Genomic DNA, 26,050 nt, shown 5'->3' with positions numbered 1-26,050 from the left:
TCAAAGCTCAGGTTTTATATAAAAAAATAGCACCTTGCGGTGCTATTTTTATGAAATTTATAAACCAATTTCACCAATAAAAGGTAAGTGGCGATATTTTTGGTCGTAGTCTAGGCCATAGCCCACAATGAATCTGTCTTCTACTTCAAAACCTAAAAATTTCACTTCAAGATCAATTTCACGGCGAGATGGTTTACTCACTAATGTGCAAAGTTGAATCGAATTTGGCTCACGAGTTTGCAACATTTCAACTACTTTGCTTAAGGTATTGCCTGAGTCGATAATGTCTTCAACAACCAATACATCTTTACCGCGAATTTCACCGTCAAGATCTTTTAAGATTTTAACATCTCGACTTGAAGTCGTACCGCCGCCGTAGCTAGACACTGTCATGAAGTCGAGTTCATGCGGTTTGGTAATTGTACGGCACAAGTCTGCCATGAAAATAACAGAACCACGAAGTAATCCAATAAGGACTAATTCTTTATCACTATTTGCATAGTGAGCGTTAATTTGCTCGCCGAGCTCTTTGACTTTTGCTTGAATTTCTTCGGTTGAAATCATGATGCTCATTGCAACAGTCATGGCAGATTCCTACAAGATATAAAAGAAAAAATAAAAAAGGTGTTGACCTGCAACACCTCGAAAATCTGAGTTAATGGTAAAATTTTAAAGCAAAATGACGTTTCATGCACCCTTTGATGACTGTGAAATTTCATCATTTTGCGGACTATGTCTATCACGCTTTAACGCAAGAGCACATATTCCAAATAATAACAAAAACTTAACAATGCCTTTTTTATTTGGCTGTTTCTTTTTGATAAGCACGGTTTCCATAAATATAAGTCGCTTCAATATTACGGTCATCACCTAAAGTGAATAATGCAAACAGTGAATCTTCAACAGATTTGGATTTAGACTGGCGAAGTTCCTGTAATGCTGTTGGCTTGAGATTCAGTACCACAAAGTCTGCTTCTTTACCGACGTTGAAGTTGCCTAACTGATCTTGCAAATCAAGCGCTTTTGCTCCACCTAAAGTTGCATGATAGAACGCTTCATAAGCTGAAAGTTTATCGCCTTGTAACTGCTGTACCTTATAAGCCTCGTTAACAGTTTGCAATAAACTAAATGATGTACCAGCACCGATATCTGTACCCAAGCCCACTTTTACTTGTTTTTCCCATGTTTTTTTCAATGGGAATAAACCACTGCCTAAGAACAAGTTTGAAGTTGGGCAAAATGCGATAGCAGACTGCGTATTATGCATGCATTGCCATTCTTCATCTTCTAAGTGAACGCAATGCGCAAAAACGGAACGCTTACCAGTCAGGCCATAATGTTGATAAACATCTAAATAGCCAGCTTGTTCAGGAAATAAAGATTTCACCCAAGCAATTTCATCTTTGTTTTCACTTAAGTGGGTATGTACATATACATCCGGAAATTCTTGTTTTAACTGCCCTGCTCTTTCTAATTGCTCAGGTGTAGAAGTCGGTGCAAAACGTGGCGTAATCGCATACAGAGCACGGCCTTTACCATGCCATTTTTCAATAAGTGCTTTGGTGTCGCTGTAAGACGTTTCTGGTGTGTCACACAGCGCTTCAGGTGCATGCCGGTCCATGAGTACCTTACCGGCAATTAAACGCATCTGAACGTGTTCTGCGGCTTCAAATAAGGCATCAACAGATTCCGGATGGACTGTACAGAAAACCAGTGCTGTGGTTGTACCATGTTTTAAGAGTTCTTGAACAAAGAACTGGGCAATTTCACTTGCATATGCTTTGTCCTGAAACTGGATTTCAGTTGGGAATGTATAAGTATTAAGCCAGCTTAAAAGCTGTTCGCCGTATGCTCCAACCATTTCAGTTTGTGGGAAGTGAATATGGGTATCAATAAAGCCAGGTACAATCAATTGTTCTGGGTAATGTTGAACCTCAACTCCAGCCGGTAGATGCTGTTGAGCGTCTGCCCATGCACCAAACCATTTGATTTTTCCATGTTCACTAATCAATACACCATCTTCTAAATAACGCACTTGATTTGGAATATCAGTTGGCTCAGAGACAGTTTGTTGAATATCTAAAAAACGACCACGCACAACGGTGGTATTTGCAATCAATGACATGGAAAGCCTATATATTTTCACTTTTTTCGGTTGATTGTACCCCAGTTAGCCAAGATTTAAACGGTATAACGTTTACTTAGTCCCCATTCTGCCAAAATCCGTCGATAAGTCGTTGATGAACGGTCTGCTTCAAAATGAGCTTCCATCATTAAATCAAGCGGTAGTTCTTCTGGCTTTTGTGATTCGATCATATCTTGGTCTTCAGCAAAAATTTGCGCATTAAATGCATATACCTTTTCTAAATCGCCAGTTTGGTCAAAGTTACGCGTGAGTGGAACAAATAAACGGGTTTTATTACTTGAAACAGGACAACAAGCATTCAAGATTTTTAAGACACCGCCTTCTGGAAAATCGACCGTGAGTACGGCTGAAAAAGGTGGATAGACATCAAAGGTACGTTTCCACAAAAAGCCTTCTGGTTCGAGATGCTTTAGCTCATGCGGATAGTTACTGACATTGCTGATATAGACCGTTTTTAAGCCATATTCAGTACATTCAGTGTGATATTTAGGGACGACGGGATTATCACGACTCGCAAAGGCGTTGTGATGTACCCAAGCAAAATGAGCGACATCAATAAACCCTTCAAGTTGACGTCCGCTAGAGCCGCCAATATCGACAAAAGGCGGTAAAATTGATTGATGTTCTGCATGCTCCCAAGTATCTAATACAGGAATACTGGCTCGAGTAATATCACGACCATGAATACTGGTCCAAATCAGGCCATATCGTTGCACGACTGGAAATTTGGTCAGGGAAAAGCGATCAGAAATTTTGGTTAACTCAGGTTGTGCTGGTATTTGGGTACATTTTCCTTCGGTGTTGTAGCGTAGGCCATGATAAGGACACACAATCTCCTCACCATCGACCCAACCTTTGGTTAAAGGCACCCCACGATGTGGACAAATGTCTCGAACCAGATGAATTTCACCGCTTTCTGTTTTATATAACGCCATATTGACGTCTAGTAGCGTGACGCGTTGAGGTGCAGTAGAGACATCTTGAGTACGTGCGACGGGATACCAGTGAGTAGATAAAATTTCCCAATCTTTTGCTTCAAAACTGCTGTTACATGGCATGGCAAGGGGCGTTAAAGTTGGAATCGCATTCATGGCATCACTCCTTAAAAAAATCAGGGCTCTCGCGAGCCCTTAAAATCTAGGCTTTTTTCTTTTTAGGAGATGCAAAGAGCTTGCCAATATTAATTTTTAATTAAAGAAATAAAGATAAAAGTATTAAATTACATAAGATTAAGTCATTATATTTTTGAATTTTTGTTCTAATTTGGCTTTTTAAAAAAGAACGTTGATTATTTACTATGTACTTAGAATGCACTGATTGATTGCGTTGATGGCACAATAAAAAGCACTTTTAAAGTGCTTTTTTAAATATATTTAGGCGTTTATTACTCAATAAAATAATGTGCTGCAAAGTGAGCATCATTACCAATAATGTCATAACAATCTTCACGAATAGACATCCCTGCGCATTGATGTCCCATCATCCATAAACCGAGTGTAGGCAGTTGCCCCGAAAATAATGGGGTGTCTACCCATTTCTGTACGACATAACCATATTTGTCGTAGTCATCAAAATAAAAGCTACCAGAAGCTGCACCTTGGTCATGACCATTTTGTAAAATTCGAATATTGGCTCCTTCCCTTGCCAAAATCGGCTTTTTCACCCATTTACCAGACAAAGCTTGTTGCGGTTCATACGTATGGGTTTCGACCAACAATGGATGGTTTGGATAACGTTTCCAAAGTTCAACCAGAATTGCTTTATTTGAAAATAACATTTTCCAGCAAGGTTCAATCCATTGTGTTTGTGGATGGATATATTGAGAAAATGCTTCTTCCCAAATCCATTCCCATGGGTAGAGCTTAAATATGTTTTGAATGGGGCGGTTATGAAGATCGACAAAATCTTGGTCGTTCCAGCCTATGTTTTCCATAGAAAGCTCGGAAACTTGTAGATGAGCTTGATAAGCCGTATCCATCAAGTACTCTAAATTACCCCAGTCTTCCCTTCCAGCCTCCTGACAAGCAGCAAAATGCACATGGCTACCACGCGGTAAAATTGTCTTCCAGCGTTTGATTAGGTCTTCATGAATGCTATTAAATTGATCTCGGTTTGCAATGCCCGAGACTTGTTCTATCCACAGCCACTGCGCAACAGAAGCTTCAAGTAAGCCAGTCGGGGTGTCGGCGTTATATTCCAGCATTTTGATATTTCGCCCATCGTAAGCGAAATCAAAGCGGCCATAGAGCATGGGTGCATTCTGTTTCCAAGAATGTTCAATATGGTTTATAGCGACTTCAGGAATTTGAAAATAAGTTGGATAATTGCCCCGTTGAATGAGATCTCCTACCACCGATAAACACATCTGATGCAGTTCATTTGCTGCATCTTCAAGTTGTTCAATCTGCTTAAGTGTGAACTCATACGCAACTCCTTCAGACCAGTAAATTGAGCCATCAAGAGAAGGTAAATTAAAATAATCGAAACCAATATTTTGATGCTCCACTTGCCAGTCTGGGCGTGGAGCAAATATTTTTCTTTTCATATTAAGTAAATGCCTGAAGATTTAGCCGCCGAAAGAAAAACCGCTACGGCCAAAACCACCACGAATTGGGGATGAAAAAGACGAACTTTTCGCTGTGCTTGAAATGATGGGACGACCCACACTCAAATTGCTGTAAGGATGTAAGGTATTGCCGTGAAAAGAAACTTCCCGATTATTTTGATAATACGCAGGCCCTAAATAGCGTGTTCCAACATAACTAGAACCATGCCCACTTGAGCTATTTTCTTCTTCACAAGTTTGGGTATTCCAGTCGCGAGCACAATCATATTGGTTGTTATATACGTCTTGTACTAAAGGACCATCATTATGGCTACATGCCGTGAGTAATAGAGGGACAACGACAAGATTAATTTTTTTAGAACGCATGAGACTCCACACATTTTAATAAGTATGTTCGGCATAAAATACCGAATAGCTGTTATCTATTATGTTTCTGATTAGGAAAGATAAATTTTAAGTTGGCATATGATATTGATCAGCGCTTTTAAAGTACAGAGCTTCTATGTACTATTACATGGTGGATGACTTTAGTATTTTTCCAAATATGACAAATATATATAATAATTATCAACAAGATTTTATTGATTTGGTGATGAAATCTCCTTGTTTATTAAAGATATTAGCTATCATTTCTCAATTGCATCCAAAAGTTTATTTAAGTGCTGGCGCTGTGAGAAATACTGTTTGGTCATATTTACATGGCAAAACTTATGATTTAAATACAAGTGATATGGATGTGATTTATTATGATGCTAATGAATATGATGATAGTTATCAAAAAGAATTGCAAAGTGATTTAAAAAGCAAATTTCCAAATCAAGATTGGGATGTTGTTAATCAGGCTTTGGTACATACATGGTACCGTAAAGATAATGGTGAAAAAATTCAACCATTAACTTCGATTGAGGAAGCATTATCATTATGGTCAGAAACAGCAACAGCTGTAGCAATACGTTTCGACACTTTCGGTAATTTAGAAATAATTGCACCTTTTGGCTTATCAGATTTATTTGAATTGAATCTACGTTGGAATTCAGCTCTAGTTAGTTATCAGACTTTCAAAAATCGTGTAGAAAGCAAAAATTGGTTACAACAATGGCCAAAATTAAAAATAGTCAATTCCTAATTTAAAAAGGGCTTTCTATGAAAGCCCTTTAATATTATGTAAGTAAAAATTCTATGAGATTTGTCGCTTATTATGACGTAAAGAAAGGTAAGCAGTGATTGCTAAGACTATTACGATAAAGCTTAACGAGATCCAGATTGGCATGTGGAATACATCAAGCAACAACATTTTTGCACCAATGAACAATAAGATAATACCTAAGCCGTATGGCAAGTAATGCAATTTAGTCGCAGCACCAGCAAGTAAGAAGAACATTGCGCGTAAACCTAAAATTGCCATTAAGTTCGCTGTTAAAACAATAAACGGATCGCTAGTTACCGCGAAAATAGCAGGAATAGAATCTACTGCGAAAATCACGTCTGAAGCTTCAACCAAAATCAAAACTAGAAATAACGGCGTTGCCCACAATAAACCGTTTTGACGTACAAAGAACTTGTCACCTTCAAGCTGCGGTGTAATACGCATATGGTTACGTAACCATTTTAAGAGCTTGATATCTTCAATATTGGTTTCTTCTTCTTGGCCTTTTAAGAACTTAAAGCCTGTATATACCAAGAACGCACCGAAGATATAAAGCACCCACGAGAACTCTTGAACGAACCATGCACCAATAAAAATAAAGAGGGTACGAAGTACAATTGCGCCTAATACGCCGTAGAGCAAAATTTTACGTTGTAACGCAGCAGGAATAGCAAACGCAGCGAAAATCATTAACCAGACGAAAACGTTGTCAATTGCGAGGGACTTTTCGAGTAAGTAACCCGCAAAGTATTCCATGGTTTTTTGGTTTGCTAAGGTCACTCCGACCGTTTGTTGTAGATAAAGCCATAAACCACCACCAAATAAGGCTGCGACGCTTACCCACGCTACACTCCAATAAGCAGCTTGCTTAATTGAGACATCCTGACCTTGCTTTTGCTTAAATCCTAAAAAGTCAATTAAGAGCATTACAATGACGATGCCAAAGAATGCTACGTACAGCCATAGATTGCCGATCGATTCCATAAATCCTCCCTACATCCGGCAATTGGGCATAAAAAAACCTTGACCCGTTGCCAGATGAATTAAACATCTGTATCAACATGATCAAGGTCTTGCCTACATCATGAATTTCACGATGCTCAGATACCGACTTTTTAATAAAAGTGTATTGACGATATCTGACACATAACATTGCTGTTATGTTTGGAGGAGGCTACTCCCCTTGTCAAACTAAATTCTGTTTTGGATAAAACATATCCAAGTCCACATAGAATGGCAGATTTTTTTGTATTACGCAACTGAACTTAATGTCGAGGGTGAATGCAAAAAAGATCTATAGGTTATTTAATGAAACCGCGGTCTAAAAGTGGTTTGCATATAATTTGATAAAGGTGAATAAAGAATGCTGTTAAATGCGTACCATAAGCATTCCAGAAGTAATAACCCGCCGTATTGACCAGTAGTGCGACAATAAAGGCCCCTAACATGTCTAAAGGAAAATGCACACCTAAATAAATACGTGACCACGCCACTACAAATGATAAAAATAAAAGAATGATTCCAATCATTTTGCGCTGAGCAAATAAATAAGACAGGGCAATGGTGCTAAAAATTAGCATATGATTACTTGGGAAAGATGCAGTTGGTGAATGTTCAATAAAAGTCGTACCAACACCCATTACAAACGGTCTTGAGTGATGGTAAAACAGAGAAATAACATAACCTACTAAAAGTGATACGCAGGTTAAAAAGACAGATTTAATGACCCTATTTTTTAAATCTTGATCGCCATAGAACCATAAAAATGTAAGGATGAATAAGAGAATATAGAGGAGATCATTAGCAAAAAAGATAGCAAGACGAATGATAAATTGACTCGCATCCTGAGCCCCATTAATCACATGGAATAAGCTAAGGTTGAGTGTTTCTAAAGACATTCATATTCCAAACAAGAACAAAAACGTGAGCTATGATAAAGAATTAAGCTTAATGTCTTGATAAAGAATTGTCACAAAAATGAAATATAGTCTACTGATGAGTAAAGATTAAACAGTAGGTCTATATAATTTTTAATGCGTGATCTGAGCGTTGAGATTAAAGTGTTAACGTTTCGGCACTTTATTCGAGAACATTGTTTCATGACTACTCAAGAAGAACAGAAAAAATTAAGTTTGAGGCCCCTATCTCCAAGAGATCCAAAACAACCACATAGAGCAGCGACTCCCCTCGAATTATTGTTCGATTTAATTTTTGTGGTCGCGATTGCAACAGCTGGTCAGCAGTTACACCACGCAATTATTGAAAATCACCTCTGGCATGCATTACCAAGCTACCTGATGGTGTTTTTCGCGCTGTGGTGGGCATGGATGAATTTTTCATGGTTTGCTTCGGCATATGATAATGATGATGCATTGTATCGATGCCTTACTTTTGTACAGATTGTAGGGTCTTTGGTCATGGCCGCAGGTATTCCTGATGTATTTCATAGTCAGGACTTTGACATCATTATTGTGGGTTATGTGATTATGCGTTTAGCGCTCGTTACCCAGTGGCTACGAGCAGCAAAACATGATCCTGAACGGCGAATTACGGCTTATCGCTATGCGATAGGTATAGTCTTAGTACAAATTGGTTGGTTAGTGGCTAATTTCGCCCACATACTTTCTATCCCCGTATTTTTATTTTTAGTGGTGTTGGAGCTTATTGTTCCGATCTATGCAGAAAAATATTCTCCAACGCCGTGGCATCCTCATCATATTGTAGAGCGCTATGCCCTACTCACAATTATTGTGTTGGGTGAATCAATTATCGGTAGTTTTAATGCGATTCGTGATGCTTTAGCAACTCAGTCAATAAATATCCCTGCAGTCTTCTTGATGATTGGTGGATTGATACTGATGTTTGCAATGTGGTGGGCTTATTTTGATCGTAGTGAACATCACCATCATATTAAAGGTGTACGTCCTTTTGTTTGGGGATACGGCCATTATTTTGTTTTTGTCACTATTGCTGCGGTCGGTGCTGCGCTGGCTGCTGCCGTAGATGTCACAACCCATCATGCGCATATTTCCGATTTATATATGGGAATAGTTGTTGCGGTGAGCGTGGTGCTCTATACCACCTGTATTTGGATACTTTACGAGTTCCAATGCTTATCTGGAATCACAAAATGGTTTTACCCGATTACCGCGCTTATTATTTTATGTATTCCGTTTATTTGTAATAACGTGGGATATAGCGTTTTTGCGATGGGTATTGTCTATAGTTTACGTTTAATGGTTTCTAATAAATTTATGACTACTATAGAACCAGAAAAAGTTTGAAAAGTAATTGATATAAAAACGGGTTTCAATTTGAAACCCGTTTTTTATTGAATCATCTAAAGCGGAGGTTAAGCAGCTTTCGCTTTTAATGCGCTCATTAATTTTTGATGTAAGCCACCAAAGCCACCGTTAGACATAATCACAACAGCATCGCCCTCGCCCGCTTCATTGACAATACGTTCAATAATTTCATCAAGTGAACGACTGACTTGAGCACAATTAGAAGCAGCTTCAATTACAGGTTGTAAATCCCAATCTAAGCCTTCTGGCTGATACCAGATCACTTCGTCTGCTAAGCGTGCTGAATGTGCTAAGCCATCTTTATGACTGCCCATACGCATTGTATTTGAACGTGGTTCAATAATGGCCCATAAACGGCGTTCACCTAAGCGTTTACGTGCACCATCTAAAGTGGTGTCAATTGCTGTTGGGTGGTGAGCAAAGTCATCATAAACTTCAATGCCGTTGACTGTGCCGAGTAACTCCATACGACGTTTTACACCGCCAAAGTTAGACAAAGCTTCACAAGCCGTTTCAAGTGCAACGCCTACATGTTGAGCGGCTGCAATGGTTGCCAAAGCATTAGCGACACTATGTTGCCCTGTCATAGTCCATTTAACTTCACCAACGGCGTTGCCATTTTCGAGTACTTTAAAATGGCTGCCATCAATTGAAATTAATTCGGCAGACAGAGCAGCTTTTTCATTCGCTTCTAAACTTGTACGAATCACTGGTGTCCAGCAACCCATTTCAAGTACTTCATCAATATGCGTTTCAGTAATCGGCGCAATAATACGGCCTTCACTTGGAATGGTACGAACAAGATGATGGAATTGCTTTTGAATCGCTGCTAGGTCATCAAAAATATCGGCATGGTCAAATTCAAGATTGTTTAAAATCGCCGTTTTCGGATGATAATGAACAAACTTAGAACGTTTATCAAAGAAAGCAGAGTCATATTCATCGGCTTCAACACAGAAGTATTTGCCACCACCTAAACGAGCGCTTTCACTAAAACCAAGTGGAACACCACCAATTAAAAAGCCCGGATTTAAACCCGCCTGATCAAGTACCCAAGCCAACATAGTCGTTGTGGTTGTTTTTCCGTGAGTACCCGCTACACCAAGCACGTGTTTACCTTGTAAAACATGGTCGGCTAGGAACTGTGGCCCAGAAATATAAGGCAAGCCTTCGTTCAGCATATATTCCACGGCATCAATACCACGTTTCATGGCATTACCGACAATAACCAAGTCCGGATGAGGCTGTAAATGACTACGGTCATAGCCTTGCATGAGTGTAATGCCTGCATTTTCTAACTGGGTAGACATTGGAGGGTAAACGTTTAAATCGGAACCGGTTACCTTATGTCCTAAATCACGAGCCAAAAGTGCTAAAGAGCCCATAAAAGTTCCACAAATACCCAAGATATGCAGATGCATTGCTCGCCTTCTCCACTGCTTTTGTACACAACATTAAAATGAATTGCTATGTGTGCATTATTGATAAATTTGCCAGCAACGATAGCAAGGCTAAACTCGAAAAGATAGTCAAAAATCGTTGTTGTTCTATGTGTTTGAGGCCCTAATAAAACTACAGCTTTATTTTTTAGATTTAAGCTGAATTACAGTTTTATCTTTTATAATATTTTGTATCGTTAAAATACTTAAATCATCGTGATGATGAAGGATGTGCCTTTGAGCCCAACGGTTTTAGCTTTTACGCTATTAATTATTTCTAACTGCTTTATGACGCTCGCATGGTATGGGCATCTTAAATTTTTGCACCACGCTCCACTTTGGCAAGCGATTCTATTCGGTTGGATTATTGCCTTACTTGAATACAGTTTTATGATTCCAGCCACTCGTATGCTAAGCGCGCAAGGCTGGTTACTCGGTGAAATGAAGATCACTCAGGAAGTGGTTACACTGGTCGTGTTTGTACCTTTTATGATTTTCTTATTTAAACAACCATTTAAACTCGATTATTTGTGGGCAATGTTATGCCTATTTGGTTGTGTTTATTTCGTATTTAGAAGCCAATAATCTGTAACGGCTTGTGAATTAAATGATTTATTCTATTTTGTACAAGCCATTGCTCTTCTAAATACCAGATTATTTTGTAGGATGTTTACACGCTTTTTTTAGAATTTTAGAAAATTGTTGATCTCTTAGTGTTGGGCTTTCATAGTCAAAAGCATTGATTTGATTAAGCGCGCTATATTAATAAAATTTGAGGATGTTTCGCTGTTAAACCATGACATTTTTTGATGATATTAAAAATATTCGCAGAGCTGGTCAGTTAAATTTTCGTGAGATGAAAAATCAGTCTATAATAATGAGCTTCCGAACCATTTAAAACTTGGCTCTCGTCGAGATTTATCTTCTTTTACTTTTGTCTCTGGAACATTAGCAATGAATGCGGCCGCAGCACAAGACGCTCAACCTCTCGTTGGAATTATTATGGGTTCTCAATCTGATTGGGCAACTCTCGAAAACACAGCCAATATGCTTAAACAGCTTGGTGTCCCATTTGAAGCGGAAGTGGTATCTGCTCATCGTACTCCAGATCGTTTATTTGAATATGCAGAAACTGCGCGTGATCGCGGTATTCAAGTGATTATCGCCGGTGCAGGTGGTGCAGCGCATTTACCTGGAATGTGTGCCGCAAAAACTGATTTACCAGTTTTAGGTGTGCCAGTTAAATCATCAATTTTAAATGGCGTAGACTCTTTGCTTTCAATCGTACAAATGCCAGCTGGTATTGCAGTGGGTACTTTGGCGATTGGTCCAGCAGGTGCGACGAATGCTGCAATTATGGCAGCACAAATCTTAGGTTTAACTCGTCCTGAAATTGCAAAAAATGTTGCTGATTTCCGTGCTGCGCAAACTGATAAAGTTGCAAGCAAAAATATTCCGGGTCAGGTGTAAGAGGCTGAGATGGATAAAACTATCGGTATTTTTGGTGGTGGGCAACTGGGTCGAATGATGGCTCAAGCGGCGTTACCATTAAATATTCAGTGTACTTTTTTTGAAGCAAATACAGATTGTCCAGCAGATGTTTTAGGCCAAGTCTTTTCTAGCCAAGATGAGCAAGGTTTAAAGCAGTTTATTGAAAGTGCTGATGTTTTTAGTCTTGAGTTTGAAAATACGCCAGTTGAAGATGTGGATGTTTTGACACAAACCAAAACGTTGCACCCTCCCCGTATTGCTTTAGCAACTGCGCAAAATCGTTTGTCAGAAAAAGCATTATTTGATGAGCTTGCTATTCCGGTTGCGCCGTATCGTGCAGTAGATAGTCTAGAAAGCTTGAAAAAGGCTGTTGCTGAGCTTGGTTTACCGATCGTGCTTAAGACTGCAACGGGTGGATATGACGGCAAAGGTCAGTTTGTACTTCGTTCAGAGGACCAAATTGATACTGCTTGGGCTGAACTTGGGCCTGCAAAAAGTCTAGTTGCCGAAAGCTTTGTTAAATTCTCTCGCGAAGTTTCAATTATTGCGGTGCGTGGCCAAAATGGTGAAGTAAAAACTTGGCCATTGGCTGAAAATCATCATCATAATGGTATCTTATCGCATTCAATTGTTCCTGCACCGAATAGTGAAGCTTTGCAACCCGTTGCTCAAGACTACATTACACGTTTGCTGAATCACCTCAACTATGTAGGCGTATTGACTCTCGAGCTATTTGTAACTGAACAAGGTTTGTGTGCAAATGAGATGGCACCGCGTGTGCATAACTCAGGCCACTGGTCAATTGAAGGCGCCGTATGTTCACAGTTTGAAAACCATATTCGAGCTGTTGCAGGATTACCACTAGGCTCAACAGAAGTTGTTCGCCCAACGGTTATGATCAATATTATTGGTCAGCATCCTAAAACTGAAGATGTACTTGCCTTAAATGGTGCTCATCTGCATCTTTATAACAAGTCAGAACGTGCTGGCCGCAAATTAGGTCATATCACTTTAATGCCTGTGGATAGTAATGAATTGACGAATTTATGCCGTCAATTGGCAGAAATTTTGCCAGAACCACTTGCTTTAACAAAAGATATGACCCTCTAAAAGTATTTTTAATTCTCTAAAAAGCGATCTTCGGATCGCTTTTTTTATCTTTTAAATTTAAAAATAAGAGAACTCACATATTTTGGTGCTGTGGATAACTTTAATTGGGGTTTTTGAATTTAAAAAGGCTACCATAATTTGAATTTAAAATCATAAATGACTGTTTTGGGTACTTTTGAATTTAAAACTAGTTATCCACGAAAGTATTTTTAAATTTAAATGAGGGAATTGGATGTGCATTTTTAAATTCAAAAACAGAAGTCTATTGGTATGAGGTTTTGAATTTAAAATTTTTGGCTGATCTTTAAATTTAAAAAATACGGGTTTCTGTAGTGATTGGCTCCAGCCTGTAATAAATAATAAGGTGATATAGAATAGAATTAAGGAATAGAAGTGGTTTTTGCTCTGTTGTGGATAAAGTTATCCACAATAAAAGAAGTTTGTAGTTTAAATTTAAAAGAAGTACTTTTGAATTTAAACTTGAGTATCGGTTTTGAATTCAAAACTAATAATTTCAATCAGGAGAATTTTAAATTCAAAAATAAAGTAGAAAATTTGAATTTAAAACATAGGAAATGAATTTAAAGTAGAGATTATGAATTCAAATTTACGTTTTCTCTCTGAAATTTTGGACTCATAATGGTATGGTACTTACAAATTTAAATTTAAAAATCGAACTAGGATAATATGCGACGTTTTTCTTGTATTGTTGGCTCTGTATTTTTAGCGATGACTCAGGCTCAAGCAGAGCTCGTAATTAATGGTTCTACAATATCTAGCAGTGCTACTGTTCCAGTAGTGACGAGCGAAGATTATACGCCTAATAATAATTTCCAAAGCTGTTTGGCAAATTTACGTTCTCAAGCAATTGCTGCTGGTGTGGCTGGTACAACTTATGATCGTTATACTCAAAACTTGACCCCAGATTATTCAGTTATTGATAAATTAAATTACCAACCAGAATTTTCGACACCAATTTGGGATTATCTTTCTGGTCTAGTTGATGAAGAGCGCGTTGAGCTTGGTAAACAAAAACTGGCGCAACATCGAGATGTTTTAAACCGTGCTTCTCAAACCTACGGTGTGCCGCCGGAAACAATTGTAGCAGTGTGGGGTGTCGAAAGTAATTTTGGTGATATTTCTGGAAAATATCCTTTATTACAAGCACTCGGAACTTTAAGTTGCGAAGGTCGTCGACAAAGTTATTTCCGCACTGAGTTTTTTGCCACTATGCGTATTTTACAACGTGGTGATTTAACCGAAGATCAATTAAAAGGTTCATGGGCTGGGGCATTTGGTCATACTCAATTTATGCCATCTACTTATGAACGTTTAGCTGTTGATTTTGATGGCGATGGCCGTCGAGATTTAGTGTCGAGTACAGCTGATGCGCTGGCTTCAACGGCTAATTTCTTAAATAAAGCAGGGTGGCAAACAGGAATGCCGTGGGGTTTTGAAGTTAAAGTACCCCAAGGTATGTCAATTGATGGAGAAGGGCGACGTTCAAAGAAAGCTTTAAGTAGCTGGAGTGCACGAGGGGTAACTCGAATTGATGGTTCTCCACTTATTCAAGGGGCTTTATCTAGCAGTACTTCAGCGGGTTTAATGGCACCTGCAGGCGTAAATGGTCCAGTATTTTTAGTATTTAAGAATTTTGATGCTATTTACAGCTATAACGCTGCGGAAAGTTATGGACTTGCGATTGCCCATTTATCTGATCGTTTAAAAGGTGCTGGTCCATTTGTTTCATCTTGGCCAACTGATGATCCAGGAACTTCACGTGCCGAGCGTCGTGAAATCCAACAGTTTTTGATTAATCGTGGCTATGATATTGGTGCAGTTGATGGCCTTATTGGTGATAAAACCCGTGTAGCTATTCGTCAGGAGCAAACCCGTTTAGGTTTAAATCCAACGGGACGGGCAGGGCAACAAATCTTACGCGCATTCCGTCAAGAACAAGCTCAAAAAATGATGCAATAATCTGAAAATAATAAAAAAGGTCTGCATGAGCAGACCTTTTTTATAGGCAATTATGTAAGCTTACTACTCTAATTTAACCGCTTCCAAAATATCAAAAATAACTGAAGTAACATCTTGGCTTAAGTCACGATCATTAAAGATTTCATATGCAGTAATGGTGACATCAGTATCACTTGGTAACTGCTTTTGTTCTTCTTCAATTAAATGTTCAATCGGTAACAGTGTTTGTTTTACTTCAAGATGGAGAATATCTTTATATTCGATATTTTCATCCTCAAGCTCGATTTCATGCTCATTGAAAAAGGGAATTAGAATAGAATGGAGGTATGGTTTAATTTCAATAATATCAAACAGTTCAATATCTCTTGTCTGTTCAATTGTGCTGATATGATCATTTACTTCAATCAGGATATGATAATAACTCATCTTGATCTCCATTCTATTTTCGTTAGCTCTTATGACCACAATAACATGACTTTGATATCAATTTCGATGTATCTATATAGAAATAGATACATCATTTTATATCAAGTCTTTAATTATTGAGGTAAAGCACTTAATAGATCACGATCAGCATCTGTAAGGCCAGTGATTTTTTTGTCACCATCTTTACGAACTGAGTGCATCAATGCATTTGGTTGATCACTATGTTTTAAGCCAAGCGCATGTCCTAACTCATGAGCAATCGTTAAGCGTAAATCATCAATAGACTTAAACTCATAAATCACAATTTGTTTGCCGTTGTAGATACCTTTTTTAAAGACATCCGCTTGAGCATTTTGCTTAAATTGGTTCAATGAATTATTAAACTCATTATTAATCTGATTAAAATGAGTAACTTTTACATTTAAATCTTTAGCTTGCTGATTATAAGCAGCAATTTCTTTCTTTAAAGCAACAGTTTGTTTTTGCAAATCTTTCTGAGTTTTAGCCAGAGATTTAGCACTATATTCAGGTGCTAATTTACCTTGGTTAAATTGCATCATTTGCTGGTCAAAATTTTTCAATTTTTCATTCAAAATCTGCTTTTTACTTTCAAGGTTAGACTGAGTTTGACTTAAAGTTTGCTTCAATTGCTTAATTTGTTGCTGCTCATCAATTACACGTTGCTGTTCTTGTTGGAACTGAGCTGCGATTTTTTGACGCTGTTCAGAACGGCTTTGACTATTATCGTAAACTAAACGAATTTCTAACTTTGCATTTGGATCATAAGTAAAATAATCCTGTCCCGTGCCTTGCTTCCAAATGTCCGCAGCTTGTTGACTAATTTGAATTAATTGGTCTTGGCTTAAACCAAAACGTGGATCAATATCAGCAATTTTATAAGTCAAATGTTGACCTGTTTTTTGCTGGATTTGAGTATGAGCTGGAGTTGCAAGATTAGCATTAGCCTGAAAATTAGAAAAAGCAAAGGCTACGCCTAATAACAAAGATGTTAAACGCATAATCGAAGGGGGGAGATTTTAAAAAAAACGTATTATAAGAATATAAAATGAAAAATCAATCAAAAAACGTACAAATCAGGAAAATAAATGAGACTTTAGTCTCATTATTTTTTACCAAATGCCAAATTATTTTTTAGAAAAAATTTAATTTATTTAGTTTTGTTTAGTTTTTTTAATCATTTAACTTTAACGATTTTTCCTTAATTTGGTCTATAAATTGAACCTAATAAATCTAAATCTGAATCTGTTAATTTAAAGTTATGAATATCTTGCTCTTTTAAATAGGGATACATTAAAGATTTAGGATTAGTCGTATGTTTGAGACCTAAAGCATGGCCAAGTTCATGAGCAAGGGTCAAGCGTAAATCATTTAAAGAAGCATAGCCGTAAATCTGGATTTGGTTTTGACTGAATAATCCTTTATGGAAGGGTTGAATACTAGTTTTTTGCTCTAACTTGAATTGTGTTTTTAAGGCACTTAAATCACTTTGCTCTCGATTTAGCTCTTTAATCTTTAAGTTAAGTGCTTGAATTTTAAAATTTAGACTGTTGGATTCAATTCGTAAATCTTCCGATTTCTGTTCTAGTTGTTTTTTCCGTTCTTTTAAATTATCGGCCCGATAGTACTGCTGTTCTCCTTGATTAAAGCGTATTACGTCTTGTTGATATTGTTCAAACTCAGCTCTTAGACTTATCTTTTTCTCATTCAAATCAGTTGATAGTTGTGCAACCTCTTGTTTATTTAAAACAATTTCTTCATTTTTAATGCGCCATGCTTCCTGCTTTTGCAAAAGTCCATCCAAATTGTTTTGTTGTTCATCTTTAAGCATTTGATGATCATCATAGATTAAGTTAATTGATAATTGAGCCTGTGAATCATAAATAAAATAGGTCTTCCCAGTTTCTTTTTGCCAGATTTCAGCCGCTTGTTGGCTTACCTCAACTAATTGTTCTTTGGTGATTTGAAACCGCGGGTCAATAAAAGCAATTCGGTATTTTAAAGGTTGTTGAGATGAATTAATTGGCAGATTGCTTTGAGCAAAAAGTGTTGTTTGTAAGCCCATGCATAAGCATAAGCTCAATCCCCACCATAGAAATTTTTTCATGGCAAAATAAAAAATATAAATAAATCTTATTGTTAGCTAGTTAATTTAATTCGTCAAAATGATAAAAATCTCAATAGATTAGGTGGCGTTTGTGATATTGATCGAAAAATTAAAAAAGATGTTCTCAGACTTGGCAATAATCAAATAATTAATGTAGTAAATAACAGTGGTCTTTTAACAAAAAAATATTATTTAAAATTAAATATTTAATTTTTATTATTGATCTTTCTGACAGAAATATTTGGATAATATCATTAAAAATCTTATTGTTAATTTTTGTAACTAATAAAAAACCGCGCCTAAGCGCGGTTTTTTATTAAAGAAACAAATTATTTTTTGTCATCTTTAACTTCAGTGAATTCAGCATCTACAACGCCATCATCTGCTTTTTGTTGACCCGCATCGCCACCTTGGAATGCATTTGGATCAAAGCCTTCAGCGCCACCAGCTTGTTGTGCTTGTTCGTAAGCACGTTGAGTGATAGGCATCAAGATGTTTTGTAAAGCTTCAGTTTTCGCTTTGATATCTTCTACATCGTTTTCTTTTGTTGCTGCTTCAAGTTCAGAAACGGCAGTGCTTACAGCTGTTTTTTCATCTTCAGTAACTTTATCACCAAGATCTTTAACTGCTTTGTTCGAGCTTGAAATTAATGCGTCAGCTTCGTTACGAGCTTTTGCAAGTTCTTCAAACTTACGATCTTCTTCAGCATTCGCTTCAGCATCTTTAATCATTGCTTCGATTTCAGCATCAGACAAACCTGAGTTTGCTTTAATCTGGATAGATTGCTCTTTACCAGTGCTCTTATCTTTAGCAGATACTTTCAAGATACCATCAGCATTGATGTCGAAAGATACTTCAATTTGAGGCACACCACGTGGAGCAGGTGGAATGTCGCCTAATTGGAAGTTACCCAACAATTTGTTTTGTTGAGCCATCTTACGTTCACCTTGGTAAACTGAAATGTCTACAGCAGGCTGGTTGTCAGCAGCAGTAGAGAACACTTGTGATTTCTTCGCAGGAATCGTCGTGTTTTTCTCAATGATTGGTGTTAATACACCACCCATTGTTTCAATACCTAAAGTTAATGGTGTTACGTCTAATAAAAGAACGTCAGTTTTGTCACCAGACAATACCGCACCTTGAATCGCAGCACCGATTGCAACTGCTTCGTCAGGGTTTACGTCTTTACGTGGCTCTTTACCAAAGAATTCTTGTACTTTTTGTTGTACAAGTGGCATACGAGACTGACCACCAACCAAGATTACGTCAGAGATGTCAGAAGTCGAAAGACCAGCATCTTTAAGAGCGATTTTACAAGGTTCAATTGTACGAGCAACCAAATCAGCAACTAAACCTTCAAGTTTCGCACGTGTTACATTGATCACTAAGTGTTTAGGACCAGTTGCATCAGCAGTGATGTATGGAAGGTTGATTTCAGTTGCGTTAGATGAAGAAAGCTCGATTTTTGCTTTTTCAGCAGCTTCTTTTAAACGTTGTAACGCAAGTGGATCATTTTTCAAGTTCACACTTTGTTCTTTCTTAAATTCTTCAACTAAGAATTCAATTAATGCGTTATCAAAGTCTTCACCACCAAGGAAAGTATCACCATTTGTTGATAACACTTCGATTTGTTGGTCGCCATCAAGGTCTGCGATTTCAATGATTGATACGTCAAAAGTACCACCACCTAAGTCGTAAACTGCAACTTTACGGTCACCTTCTTTTTTGTCCATACCGAACGCAAGTGCAGCAGCAGTTGGTTCGTTAATGATACGTTTAACGTCTAAGCCAGCGATTTTACCCGCATCTTTAGTTGCTTGACGTTGAGCATCGTTAAAGTAAGCAGGAACAGTAATAACTGCTTCAGTAACTGTTTCACCTAAATAGTCTTCTGCAGTTTTCTTCATCTTTTTCAAGATTTCAGCAGAAACCTGTTGAGGCGCTAATTTTTTATCGTTTACTTCAACCCAAGCATCGCCATTGTCTGCTTTGATGATTTTATAAGGTACAAGACCGATATCTTTTTGTACCGCTTGATCTTCATAACGACGACCGATTAAACGCTTGATAGCGAATAATGTATTTTTCGGGTTAGTTACTGCCTGACGCTTAGCACTTTGACCTACTAAGATCTCGCCATCTTTATAAGCAATGATCGATGGAGTTGTACGTGCGCCTTCAGCGTTTTCGATTACTTTTACTTTATCGCCTTCAAGTACAGCAACGCATGAGTTGGTAGTACCTAAGTCAATACCAATAATTTTTGCCATGTGACGTTTTCCTCAAAAATTCTTTTGCAATGTTTTTGCTTGTTATCCGATATGAGAGTGAATCTATTTTTTTCAAGCGTTTTAGCGAAAAAAAATCTAAAAACTCTCAAAAAATTATTTATTGACCAACCATAACCATAGCAGGACGCAATAAGCGACCATTTAATGTATAGCCCTTTTGTAAAACGCTACCGATTTCATTCGCTTTAGCATTTGGGTCAATACCTACAGCTTGATGTAAATCTGCATTGAAGCCATTTTTTGTATCAGCTTCTACAACACCAAATTTTTCAAGTGTGGTTAACAGCGACTTCAAGGTTAGCTTAATACCTTCAAGTACTGGTGTTTCTTCATCGCCAGCTGCTTGAATTGCACGCTCTAAATTATCAACAGAATCTAGTAATTCTTTTGCAAATTTTTCAAGCACAGTCTCTTTATGCTTGTCAGACTCACGTTGAATACGCTCTACACTTTTTTGTGCTTCGTAAACTGCATTCGCAGTACGTGCTTTTTCAAGTTTTAGGCTTTCTTCTAATTTGGTGATTTGTGCTTGTAAAGATTCAACGGTAACGTCGTTTGCTTGCTCTACACCTTCAGCCTGAGTTTGCTCATTAGATTGCTCTGCTTGCTCGTGTTGAATGTCTTGAGCTTGCTCATTTTGCTCATTAGCCATTGATGATCTCCGTTTAAATGGGTTTTTAAACATGTACAGTCCTTTTGGCATCAGCATTTACTGGGTAAAACCTGAACTGCCATGCATATGCTGTAATTCATTAATAGGGATGAAGTATGGGCATTGCCTAAAAATTCAAGCGTACACGGCAATTTAAAACTTTTAATTTTGCGGTTTTAAGTAAAAATCTAAGTTTTCGATCATAAAAGCAATAAATTCTTGCGTTATTTTGGGTAAATGTTGTCTCGAAGCATATACCACCGACAAACTTAACTCAGGAGCTGAAAAGTTTTTAAATAAAGGAACTAATCTTTTTTCTTTTAAATCTTTTTTAACTAATAAAGTAGGTAGCATCGCCACACCTTGAGCATGTACACACATGTCATAAACAGCATTTACATCATTACTTTTAAAGGTAACGTTCAAAGGATAGTTTTGAGGCTGCTGTTCAGTATCAAAAAGTGTCCAAAATTGATGTTGGCTATGATGAGCTAAACAATCATGTTGAATCAGTTGTCTTGGATGGGAGAGGGGACTGTGCTGTTTTAAATAATCAGGATGAGCACAGAAAACAGACTCGATTTGACAAACTGGTCTCGCAATTAATCCGTCTGCAACTTTTTGTGTTATACGTAAGGCTAAATCGACCTGTGCATCAATTAGGTCCATTGTATTTTCAGTCAGATATACATCAAATTGAATATGCGGATGTTGCTGTTTAAATTGGCGAATACATTCTCCAACCCCTAATTGAAATAAAAATAAACCACAGGTAAAACGAATCGTACCATTATGTTGTTCAGGTGCGGCTAGCTCTTGTAAAAGTTGCTGTTGTTGTAAAATATTCTCGCAGTAGAGCAGGGCTTTTTCACCCGCTGGAGTGAGAGATATTTTTCGGGTATTTCTTTGGAATAGTCGAGTTGAGAATGTGTGTTCTAGGTGCTCAAGATAACGAGAAACCATCGCACGTGAATAATTTAGGTGTTCTGCGGCTTTGGTCAAATTGCCATGCTGAGCAATAGAAACAAAAACTTGTATGGCTTTTAATGTGTCCATATGCTTTATCATTATTACAATGTATGCAACAGTTTATCTTAATTTAGTGCATTTACCTTACAGGAATTGCAATTTAAAGTATTTCTCATGAATTTGGAGAATACATAATGAAATTTTTTAAATTAACTGCTTCAGCCCTAGCAACTGCTACTGCTTTAACAGTAACTTCCTCAGCTTTTGCGCAAGATTTGAAAATTCAAAGTTTCTTGGCTAAACCCGAACATTTCGGTGTGACTTCTACTTTAATTGAAGGCGATAAAGAAGTTCTGTTGGTGAATGCGCAATTCTCAAAATCTGAAGCATTACGTATTGCTGCGGATATTTTGGATAGTGGTAAAACACTAAAGACAATTTTCGTAAGTTATGGAGATCCGGACTATTACTTTGGCTTAGATGTATTTAAACAATACTTCCCAAATGTACAAATCATCGCAACGCCGGAAACTGTTAAACATATCCAAGATACTCAAGCGCTTAAAGTGAAATATTGGGGTCCACAAATGGGTGCAAATGCGCCTAGCCAAATTATTGTGCCTCAAGCTTATACTGCTAAAACCTTAAAGTTAGAAAATGAGTCAATCGAAATTAAAGGAAAGAAAGAACTTACTTATTTATGGGTTCCTTCTTCTAAAGCAGTAGTAGGGGGTATTCCTGTCTCTTCAGGCATTCATTTATGGATGGCGGATACACCAAAAGTTAAAGACCGCAATGAAGTGATTCAAACTTTAGAAAATATTAAAGCATTGCAGCCTCAAACAGTTGTTCCAGCTCATATGGTTGAGGGAGCTCCACAAGGTTTAGATGCAGTTAACTTTTCTATCGACTATCTCAAGAGCTATGAGAAAGCGGTCAAAGTAAGTAAAAATGCGAGTGAGCTAAGTCAGCTCATGCAGAAACAATATCCAACATTAAAGAGTGTGGATAGCCTAGAGCTAGGTGCAAAAGTTGTAAAAGGCGAGATGCAATGGCCATAATTTAAGGTGACGCGCTAAAAAAATTCAAAAAAGCCGTGGTCTATACGCGGCTTTTTTCGATGAACTAAGGCATTTTTAAGTAAAAAGTCTCTGTAACATTCTACGCACCTTATATAGCGTTTCTATAAAGAGAAAATTTTTGACTAGAGTAAAAGGCTAAGATAAAAATTAGAAATTGATAAAATTAAACAAAAGCTTAAGTTGTGGCTTCTATATAAAAGGTAGAGGTGAGGCTAAGGAAGAGATTTTAATAAAAAATTGCACAATTTGTACTTCTATTACTACAAAAGACAACCAATGATACGCACGTCAGAAAAAAAAATTGTGAATTATAGGCAGCGCGAAGATGAACTTTGCATTTAAATGTTTGTCGTAATGAAAGGAAAGCGATTATGAAAAAATTAGGTCTTATCTCTGTAGTACTTGCTGGTGTTGCTTTTACAGCTGTTGGTTGTGCATCTGAAGCTGGTTTAAATGCATCAGGTTCTGCTCAAACTAGCGCTAGCCCATCTGGCGTACAAGCTGGTGTAGGTGTAGATGCTGGTGTTTCTGGTCAAGCACAACCAGGTCAAGTTGATGCTGGTGCTTCTGGTTCTGTTTCAGGTTCTGCGACAGCTCAGTAATTCTTAGCGATAAGAACAGTTAAAAAATTATAGAGTCATATATTTAAGATGCCGATTTATGTATGAAGTGAGCTGCTACTCATTACTCTATAATTAAGAGAATTTAGAATTCTCAAAAAAGCCCCAAAAGACTTATCTCTTTGGGGCTTTTTATATAGTAATGAGATTAGTCATCATGACGATAATCTCGGTGGTCATGATCACGATCTTCTAGGCGTTTCTTCTCCCATTCACGATGTCTTTTTCCCCAATCCCGACGATTTCTGTCCAGTTCGCGAACATCTTTACGTTGTTGTTCGTATATTCTTTTACGCTCTTCCCAACGTTTTCGCTCCCAATCACTATATCGACGTCCATCATTACGGTCATAACGATCATCATCATGATCATGGTAACCATAACCACCGCGATAATAAGGGTCATCTGTATAAGCAACACAGCCTACAGTTAAAAGACTGGTTGCTAACAAAGTAACAACTAGTTTTGCTGACATAGCACAATCTCCTTTTGTCTGTTAACAATAATTGGCAAAAAAGTCCTGTTTTAAACGACAGATTTGTTAATGACATTTGCTATAAATCAGATTAGCGTAGATTGGTTTTTACCTTTGTATCTTGATTACATGAGTTGTATGCGAATATAGTCAAACAACAAAGAATTCTGTAGAAAATATGAAGGATAAGAGGAATTCATGGAGATAGGCATGACAGCATTTAATCAAAAAATTCAAACATTGCTAGATAAGGGCCAAGGGCCTGCTGCTCGAGCTCTTGATAAGTTACCTCGATTGGCCCAAGAGTCACTTGCCAAAATTCTAGGATATTCCTACCAATACCCAGATCTCGACTCGTTCACTAAATGTATGATGGCCGTACAAATTAAACAGGGACGTATCGGTTTTATTGGTTCAGATCCTTTAGAGTCTAGACGGCAATTCGATACACAAATGTTGGCTATCCGTCAGAAATCAACAGAAGTAGACTCTGTAGAAGATATTCGCTTACCGCTTCAAAGCGGAACTATTTTCGCAAGACACTATCACCCGGCACCTAATAAAAAATTACCTCTATTGGTTTTCTATCACGGAGGAGGTTTTGTCGTGGGTGGGTTAGATACTCATGATGAGGTGTGCCGCATATTGGCCAAATACGCAAAAGTACAAGTACTCAGCATTGATTATCCTCTTGCACCAGAAGTCTCACCTCAACATTTAATTCAATCATGCGAAGATGCATTGGCTTGGGTCTATCAAAATCGTAGACAGCTAAAAATATTAAAAAATCGTATTGCTGTAGCAGGCGATAGTGCAGGTGGAAATATCAGTACGGTTGTAGCTCAACGATCAGTAAACAAACCTTATGCTCCACAAGCACAGCTTCTCATTTATCCTACAGTTGATTTTAAAAGCCGACATCCTTCTTTTTATGCTTATAACGAAGGATTAGTTTTGACGGATAGCGATATTAATTATGTCACTCAATATTATGCAACTCAGCATAATGTAGAATTAGATGATCCAATTATTTCTCCAACTTATGGTAATTTGAAAAAGAATCCACCAGCTTTTGTGATTACGGCTGGTCATGACGTACTGCATGACGAAGCAAAAATTTATAGCTATAAGCTAAGACAAAATGGCGTCAAAATGCATTATGAAGAATATCCAGATCAAACCCATGGTTTTATAAATTTGACACCTATTTCGAAAAAGGCAAAACGCTATACCATCGAGATCAGTAAAAACTTCAGAAAATTTTGGGATAAAAATAGCTAAATAAAAGTTTAGTCCATGTTTCACGTGGAACATGGACACATCCAAAATATTAGGCCTTAAATAAAAGATAATAAATACTCACTAGAATTCTTTTATATAGACGATTAAATTTAACCTCTATTAAGTTTTTGCATTTTACTGTAGGAATATATGAAAAAATTATTAATGCTATGTTGCTTAGGTCTAAGCAGTCATTCAGTTTGGGCTGATACTTTAGTTGAAATGCAAACAAATTTAGGCAACATAGAAATACAACTTTATGACGAGAAAGCCCCAATCAGCGTAAAGAATTTTAAAACCTATATAAAGTCGAACTTTTATAAAGATACGATCTTCCATCGCGTAATTCCTGGTTTCATGGTGCAGGGCGGTGGACTTACTGCAAATATGCAGGAAAAGACAACCCGAGCACCAATCAAAAACGAAGCTGGAAATGGAATTGCTAACACACGAGGAACTTTGGCAATGGCTCGTACAGCAAATCCTGACTCAGCTACTAGTCAGTTTTTCATAAACGTTGCAGATAATAATTTTTTAAATCGTTCTGCAGGTAATCCTGGTTATGCAGTTTTTGGAAAAGTAATTAAAGGAATGGATGTGGTTGACCGTATTGTTCAGGTCCCTACATCAAACTATGGCATGCATCAAAACGTACCAAAACAGCCTATAAAGATAGTAGATATAAAGATCAAAACTCTTCAAAAATAAATTAACCATATAAATCAGTCAGTTGTATGTTTTTGAGATTTTATTTGGCTGAAAAAGAACCGGTCGAGCGCGCATATTTATAAAAGTGCTTGCGTACCAGTTTTTTTTCCCTATAATGCACTCATCCCGACGCGATACACGAGAATATCTTAGCTTACAGGGTTGAGATGAAAGCTTAGTATTGCGTTGAATTCTGTCTCTGACGAAGAGCAGAAAAATCATTAAGAGAATTGAAGA

The 26,050-nt window shown here is 37.5% G+C and carries 24 protein-coding genes and 1 pseudogene; 10 read left to right on the top strand and 15 right to left on the bottom strand.

The features are described from left to right. Nucleotides 1-57 precede the first annotated feature (57 nt). The 5 genes from hpt to AWW73_RS08350 all read right to left on the bottom strand — a co-directional run bounded on the left by hpt (nucleotide 58) and on the right by AWW73_RS08350 (nucleotide 5,078). On the bottom strand, nucleotides 58-585 hold the full coding sequence (hpt, locus tag AWW73_RS08370) for a hypoxanthine phosphoribosyltransferase (protein WP_002115408.1): 528 nt from the start codon (nucleotides 583-585) through the stop codon (nucleotides 58-60). Between the two features lie 214 nt (nucleotides 586-799). Then, entirely contained in the window at nucleotides 800-2,125 is a 1,326-nt protein-coding gene (gene guaD, locus AWW73_RS08365) for a guanine deaminase (protein ID WP_062849385.1), read from the bottom strand. 56 nt (nucleotides 2,126-2,181) lie between these two features. Continuing rightward, nucleotides 2,182-3,237, bottom strand: coding sequence for an aromatic ring-hydroxylating oxygenase subunit alpha (locus AWW73_RS08360; RefSeq protein WP_062849384.1), 1,056 nt, complete (start codon nucleotides 3,235-3,237; stop codon nucleotides 2,182-2,184). A gap of 293 nt (nucleotides 3,238-3,530) precedes the next feature. Continuing rightward, complete coding sequence (locus tag AWW73_RS08355; protein WP_062849383.1) at nucleotides 3,531-4,691, bottom strand: glutathionylspermidine synthase family protein; 1,161 nt, start codon at nucleotides 4,689-4,691, stop codon at nucleotides 3,531-3,533. Between the two features lie 21 nt (nucleotides 4,692-4,712). Further along, complete coding sequence (locus AWW73_RS08350) at nucleotides 4,713-5,078, bottom strand: hypothetical protein (protein WP_062849382.1); 366 nt, start codon at nucleotides 5,076-5,078, stop codon at nucleotides 4,713-4,715. A 136-nt stretch (nucleotides 5,079-5,214) separates the two neighbouring features. Between AWW73_RS08350 and AWW73_RS08345 the strand changes: the two genes are divergently transcribed. Continuing rightward, entirely contained in the window at nucleotides 5,215-5,838 is a 624-nt protein-coding gene (locus tag AWW73_RS08345) for a nucleotidyltransferase family protein (protein WP_081409552.1), read from the top strand. A 51-nt stretch (nucleotides 5,839-5,889) separates the two neighbouring features. Here AWW73_RS08345 and AWW73_RS08340 read toward each other — a convergent pair whose 3' ends face one another. Further along, nucleotides 5,890-6,843, bottom strand: coding sequence for a TerC family protein (locus AWW73_RS08340; protein WP_061875017.1), 954 nt, complete (start codon nucleotides 6,841-6,843; stop codon nucleotides 5,890-5,892). Between the two features lie 317 nt (nucleotides 6,844-7,160). Beyond that, nucleotides 7,161-7,757 carry a phosphatase PAP2 family protein gene (locus AWW73_RS08335; protein WP_062849381.1) on the bottom strand — a complete coding sequence of 199 codons (597 nt, stop codon included), beginning with the start codon at nucleotides 7,755-7,757 and terminating at the stop codon, nucleotides 7,161-7,163. 135 nt (nucleotides 7,758-7,892) lie between these two features. On the opposite strand from AWW73_RS08335, the gene AWW73_RS08330 reads away from it, so the two are divergent. Continuing rightward, nucleotides 7,893-9,143 carry a low temperature requirement protein A gene (locus AWW73_RS08330; RefSeq protein ID WP_062849380.1) on the top strand — a complete coding sequence of 417 codons (1,251 nt, stop codon included), beginning with the start codon at nucleotides 7,893-7,895 and terminating at the stop codon, nucleotides 9,141-9,143. Between the two features lie 68 nt (nucleotides 9,144-9,211). On the opposite strand, the gene mpl is transcribed toward AWW73_RS08330, so the two are convergent. After that, a complete protein-coding gene (mpl, locus tag AWW73_RS08325) occupies nucleotides 9,212-10,585 on the bottom strand; it encodes a UDP-N-acetylmuramate:L-alanyl-gamma-D-glutamyl-meso-diaminopimelate ligase (protein ID WP_062849379.1) in 1,374 nt (457 codons plus the stop codon). A gap of 240 nt (nucleotides 10,586-10,825) precedes the next feature. On the opposite strand from mpl, the gene AWW73_RS08320 reads away from it, so the two are divergent. From AWW73_RS08320 to AWW73_RS08300, 4 genes are all read left to right on the top strand, one after another. After that, nucleotides 10,826-11,188 carry a DMT family protein gene (locus AWW73_RS08320; protein ID WP_075384089.1) on the top strand — a complete coding sequence of 121 codons (363 nt, stop codon included), beginning with the start codon at nucleotides 10,826-10,828 and terminating at the stop codon, nucleotides 11,186-11,188. 369 nt (nucleotides 11,189-11,557) lie between these two features. Then, the gene (purE, locus tag AWW73_RS08315) at nucleotides 11,558-12,073 is read left to right on the top strand and encodes a 5-(carboxyamino)imidazole ribonucleotide mutase (protein ID WP_002115451.1); all 516 of its coding nucleotides are present in this window, start codon (nucleotides 11,558-11,560) and stop codon (nucleotides 12,071-12,073) included. 9 nt (nucleotides 12,074-12,082) lie between these two features. Continuing rightward, complete coding sequence (locus tag AWW73_RS08310) at nucleotides 12,083-13,204, top strand: 5-(carboxyamino)imidazole ribonucleotide synthase (RefSeq protein WP_062849378.1); 1,122 nt, start codon at nucleotides 12,083-12,085, stop codon at nucleotides 13,202-13,204. 687 nt (nucleotides 13,205-13,891) lie between these two features. Continuing rightward, entirely contained in the window at nucleotides 13,892-15,184 is a 1,293-nt protein-coding gene (locus AWW73_RS08300; RefSeq protein WP_057105516.1) for a lytic murein transglycosylase, read from the top strand. 63 nt (nucleotides 15,185-15,247) lie between these two features. Here AWW73_RS08300 and AWW73_RS08295 read toward each other — a convergent pair whose 3' ends face one another. From AWW73_RS08295 to AWW73_RS08270, 6 genes and pseudogenes are all read right to left on the bottom strand, one after another. After that, entirely contained in the window at nucleotides 15,248-15,622 is a 375-nt protein-coding gene (locus AWW73_RS08295) for a hypothetical protein (RefSeq protein ID WP_014207668.1), read from the bottom strand. Nucleotides 15,623-15,723: 101 nt separating this feature from the next. After that, nucleotides 15,724-16,692: pseudogene (locus AWW73_RS08290) on the bottom strand (M57 family metalloprotease). 137 nt (nucleotides 16,693-16,829) lie between these two features. After that, entirely contained in the window at nucleotides 16,830-17,735 is a 906-nt protein-coding gene (locus AWW73_RS08285; RefSeq protein ID WP_062849375.1) for a matrixin family metalloprotease, read from the bottom strand. 329 nt (nucleotides 17,736-18,064) lie between these two features. After that, a complete protein-coding gene (gene dnaK, locus AWW73_RS08280) occupies nucleotides 18,065-20,005 on the bottom strand; it encodes a molecular chaperone DnaK (protein WP_002115449.1) in 1,941 nt (646 codons plus the stop codon). A gap of 118 nt (nucleotides 20,006-20,123) precedes the next feature. Continuing rightward, nucleotides 20,124-20,678 (bottom strand): nucleotide exchange factor GrpE, encoded by a 555-nt coding sequence (grpE, locus tag AWW73_RS08275; RefSeq protein ID WP_002115470.1) that lies wholly within the window; start codon nucleotides 20,676-20,678, stop codon nucleotides 20,124-20,126. Nucleotides 20,679-20,840: 162 nt separating this feature from the next. Then, on the bottom strand, nucleotides 20,841-21,734 hold the full coding sequence (locus AWW73_RS08270) for a LysR family transcriptional regulator (RefSeq protein ID WP_062849374.1): 894 nt from the start codon (nucleotides 21,732-21,734) through the stop codon (nucleotides 20,841-20,843). 107 nt (nucleotides 21,735-21,841) lie between these two features. Between AWW73_RS08270 and AWW73_RS08265 the strand changes: the two genes are divergently transcribed. After that, a complete protein-coding gene (locus AWW73_RS08265) occupies nucleotides 21,842-22,708 on the top strand; it encodes an MBL fold metallo-hydrolase (protein ID WP_062849373.1) in 867 nt (288 codons plus the stop codon). A gap of 392 nt (nucleotides 22,709-23,100) precedes the next feature. Beyond that, nucleotides 23,101-23,331 (top strand): hypothetical protein, encoded by a 231-nt coding sequence (locus tag AWW73_RS08260; protein WP_000733015.1) that lies wholly within the window; start codon nucleotides 23,101-23,103, stop codon nucleotides 23,329-23,331. A 166-nt stretch (nucleotides 23,332-23,497) separates the two neighbouring features. Here the strand turns inward: AWW73_RS08260 and AWW73_RS08255 are convergent, their stop codons facing one another. Continuing rightward, nucleotides 23,498-23,824 (bottom strand): hypothetical protein, encoded by a 327-nt coding sequence (locus AWW73_RS08255; RefSeq protein WP_062849372.1) that lies wholly within the window; start codon nucleotides 23,822-23,824, stop codon nucleotides 23,498-23,500. A 210-nt stretch (nucleotides 23,825-24,034) separates the two neighbouring features. Between AWW73_RS08255 and AWW73_RS08250 the strand changes: the two genes are divergently transcribed. Further along, nucleotides 24,035-25,105 carry an alpha/beta hydrolase gene (locus tag AWW73_RS08250; protein ID WP_031949338.1) on the top strand — a complete coding sequence of 357 codons (1,071 nt, stop codon included), beginning with the start codon at nucleotides 24,035-24,037 and terminating at the stop codon, nucleotides 25,103-25,105. Between the two features lie 150 nt (nucleotides 25,106-25,255). Then, complete coding sequence (locus AWW73_RS08245) at nucleotides 25,256-25,813, top strand: peptidylprolyl isomerase (protein ID WP_062849371.1); 558 nt, start codon at nucleotides 25,256-25,258, stop codon at nucleotides 25,811-25,813. Nucleotides 25,814-26,050 lie beyond the last annotated feature (237 nt).

The organism is Acinetobacter lactucae, assembly GCF_001605885.1.
Classification (GTDB): domain Bacteria; phylum Pseudomonadota; class Gammaproteobacteria; order Pseudomonadales; family Moraxellaceae; genus Acinetobacter; species Acinetobacter lactucae.
Note: the sequence above shows the minus strand (reverse complement) of the source record. Positions and strands in the feature narration are given on the sequence as shown.

Excerpts from the sequence above, each read along its gene's own strand:
- AWW73_RS08255 (WP_062849372.1), bottom strand. The coding sequence starts at position 23,824 with ATGTCAGCAAAACTAGTTGTTACTTTGTTAGCAACCAGTCTTTTAACT.
- hpt (WP_002115408.1), bottom strand. The coding sequence starts at position 585 with ATGACTGTTGCAATGAGCATCATGATTTCAACCGAAGAAATTCAAGCA.
- guaD (WP_062849385.1), bottom strand. The coding sequence starts at position 2,125 with ATGTCATTGATTGCAAATACCACCGTTGTGCGTGGTCGTTTTTTAGAT.
- AWW73_RS08340 (WP_061875017.1), bottom strand. The coding sequence starts at position 6,843 with ATGGAATCGATCGGCAATCTATGGCTGTACGTAGCATTCTTTGGCATC.
- AWW73_RS08360 (WP_062849384.1), bottom strand. The coding sequence starts at position 3,237 with ATGAATGCGATTCCAACTTTAACGCCCCTTGCCATGCCATGTAACAGC.
- mpl (WP_062849379.1), bottom strand. The coding sequence starts at position 10,585 with ATGCATCTGCATATCTTGGGTATTTGTGGAACTTTTATGGGCTCTTTA.
- AWW73_RS08345 (WP_081409552.1), top strand. The coding sequence starts at position 5,215 with ATGTACTATTACATGGTGGATGACTTTAGTATTTTTCCAAATATGACA.
- AWW73_RS08295 (WP_014207668.1), bottom strand. The coding sequence starts at position 15,622 with ATGGAGATCAAGATGAGTTATTATCATATCCTGATTGAAGTAAATGAT.
- AWW73_RS08250 (WP_031949338.1), top strand. The coding sequence starts at position 24,035 with ATGACAGCATTTAATCAAAAAATTCAAACATTGCTAGATAAGGGCCAA.
- AWW73_RS08270 (WP_062849374.1), bottom strand. The coding sequence starts at position 21,734 with ATGGACACATTAAAAGCCATACAAGTTTTTGTTTCTATTGCTCAGCAT.
- AWW73_RS08285 (WP_062849375.1), bottom strand. The coding sequence starts at position 17,735 with ATGAAAAAATTTCTATGGTGGGGATTGAGCTTATGCTTATGCATGGGC.
- AWW73_RS08330 (WP_062849380.1), top strand. The coding sequence starts at position 7,893 with ATGCGTGATCTGAGCGTTGAGATTAAAGTGTTAACGTTTCGGCACTTT.
- AWW73_RS08320 (WP_075384089.1), top strand. The coding sequence starts at position 10,826 with ATGAAGGATGTGCCTTTGAGCCCAACGGTTTTAGCTTTTACGCTATTA.
- dnaK (WP_002115449.1), bottom strand. The coding sequence starts at position 20,005 with ATGGCAAAAATTATTGGTATTGACTTAGGTACTACCAACTCATGCGTT.
- AWW73_RS08300 (WP_057105516.1), top strand. The coding sequence starts at position 13,892 with ATGCGACGTTTTTCTTGTATTGTTGGCTCTGTATTTTTAGCGATGACT.
- purE (WP_002115451.1), top strand. The coding sequence starts at position 11,558 with ATGAATGCGGCCGCAGCACAAGACGCTCAACCTCTCGTTGGAATTATT.
- AWW73_RS08265 (WP_062849373.1), top strand. The coding sequence starts at position 21,842 with ATGAAATTTTTTAAATTAACTGCTTCAGCCCTAGCAACTGCTACTGCT.
- AWW73_RS08335 (WP_062849381.1), bottom strand. The coding sequence starts at position 7,757 with ATGTCTTTAGAAACACTCAACCTTAGCTTATTCCATGTGATTAATGGG.
- AWW73_RS08355 (WP_062849383.1), bottom strand. The coding sequence starts at position 4,691 with ATGAAAAGAAAAATATTTGCTCCACGCCCAGACTGGCAAGTGGAGCAT.
- AWW73_RS08310 (WP_062849378.1), top strand. The coding sequence starts at position 12,083 with ATGGATAAAACTATCGGTATTTTTGGTGGTGGGCAACTGGGTCGAATG.
- AWW73_RS08245 (WP_062849371.1), top strand. The coding sequence starts at position 25,256 with ATGAAAAAATTATTAATGCTATGTTGCTTAGGTCTAAGCAGTCATTCA.
- AWW73_RS08350 (WP_062849382.1), bottom strand. The coding sequence starts at position 5,078 with ATGCGTTCTAAAAAAATTAATCTTGTCGTTGTCCCTCTATTACTCACG.
- AWW73_RS08260 (WP_000733015.1), top strand. The coding sequence starts at position 23,101 with ATGAAAAAATTAGGTCTTATCTCTGTAGTACTTGCTGGTGTTGCTTTT.
- grpE (WP_002115470.1), bottom strand. The coding sequence starts at position 20,678 with ATGGCTAATGAGCAAAATGAGCAAGCTCAAGACATTCAACACGAGCAA.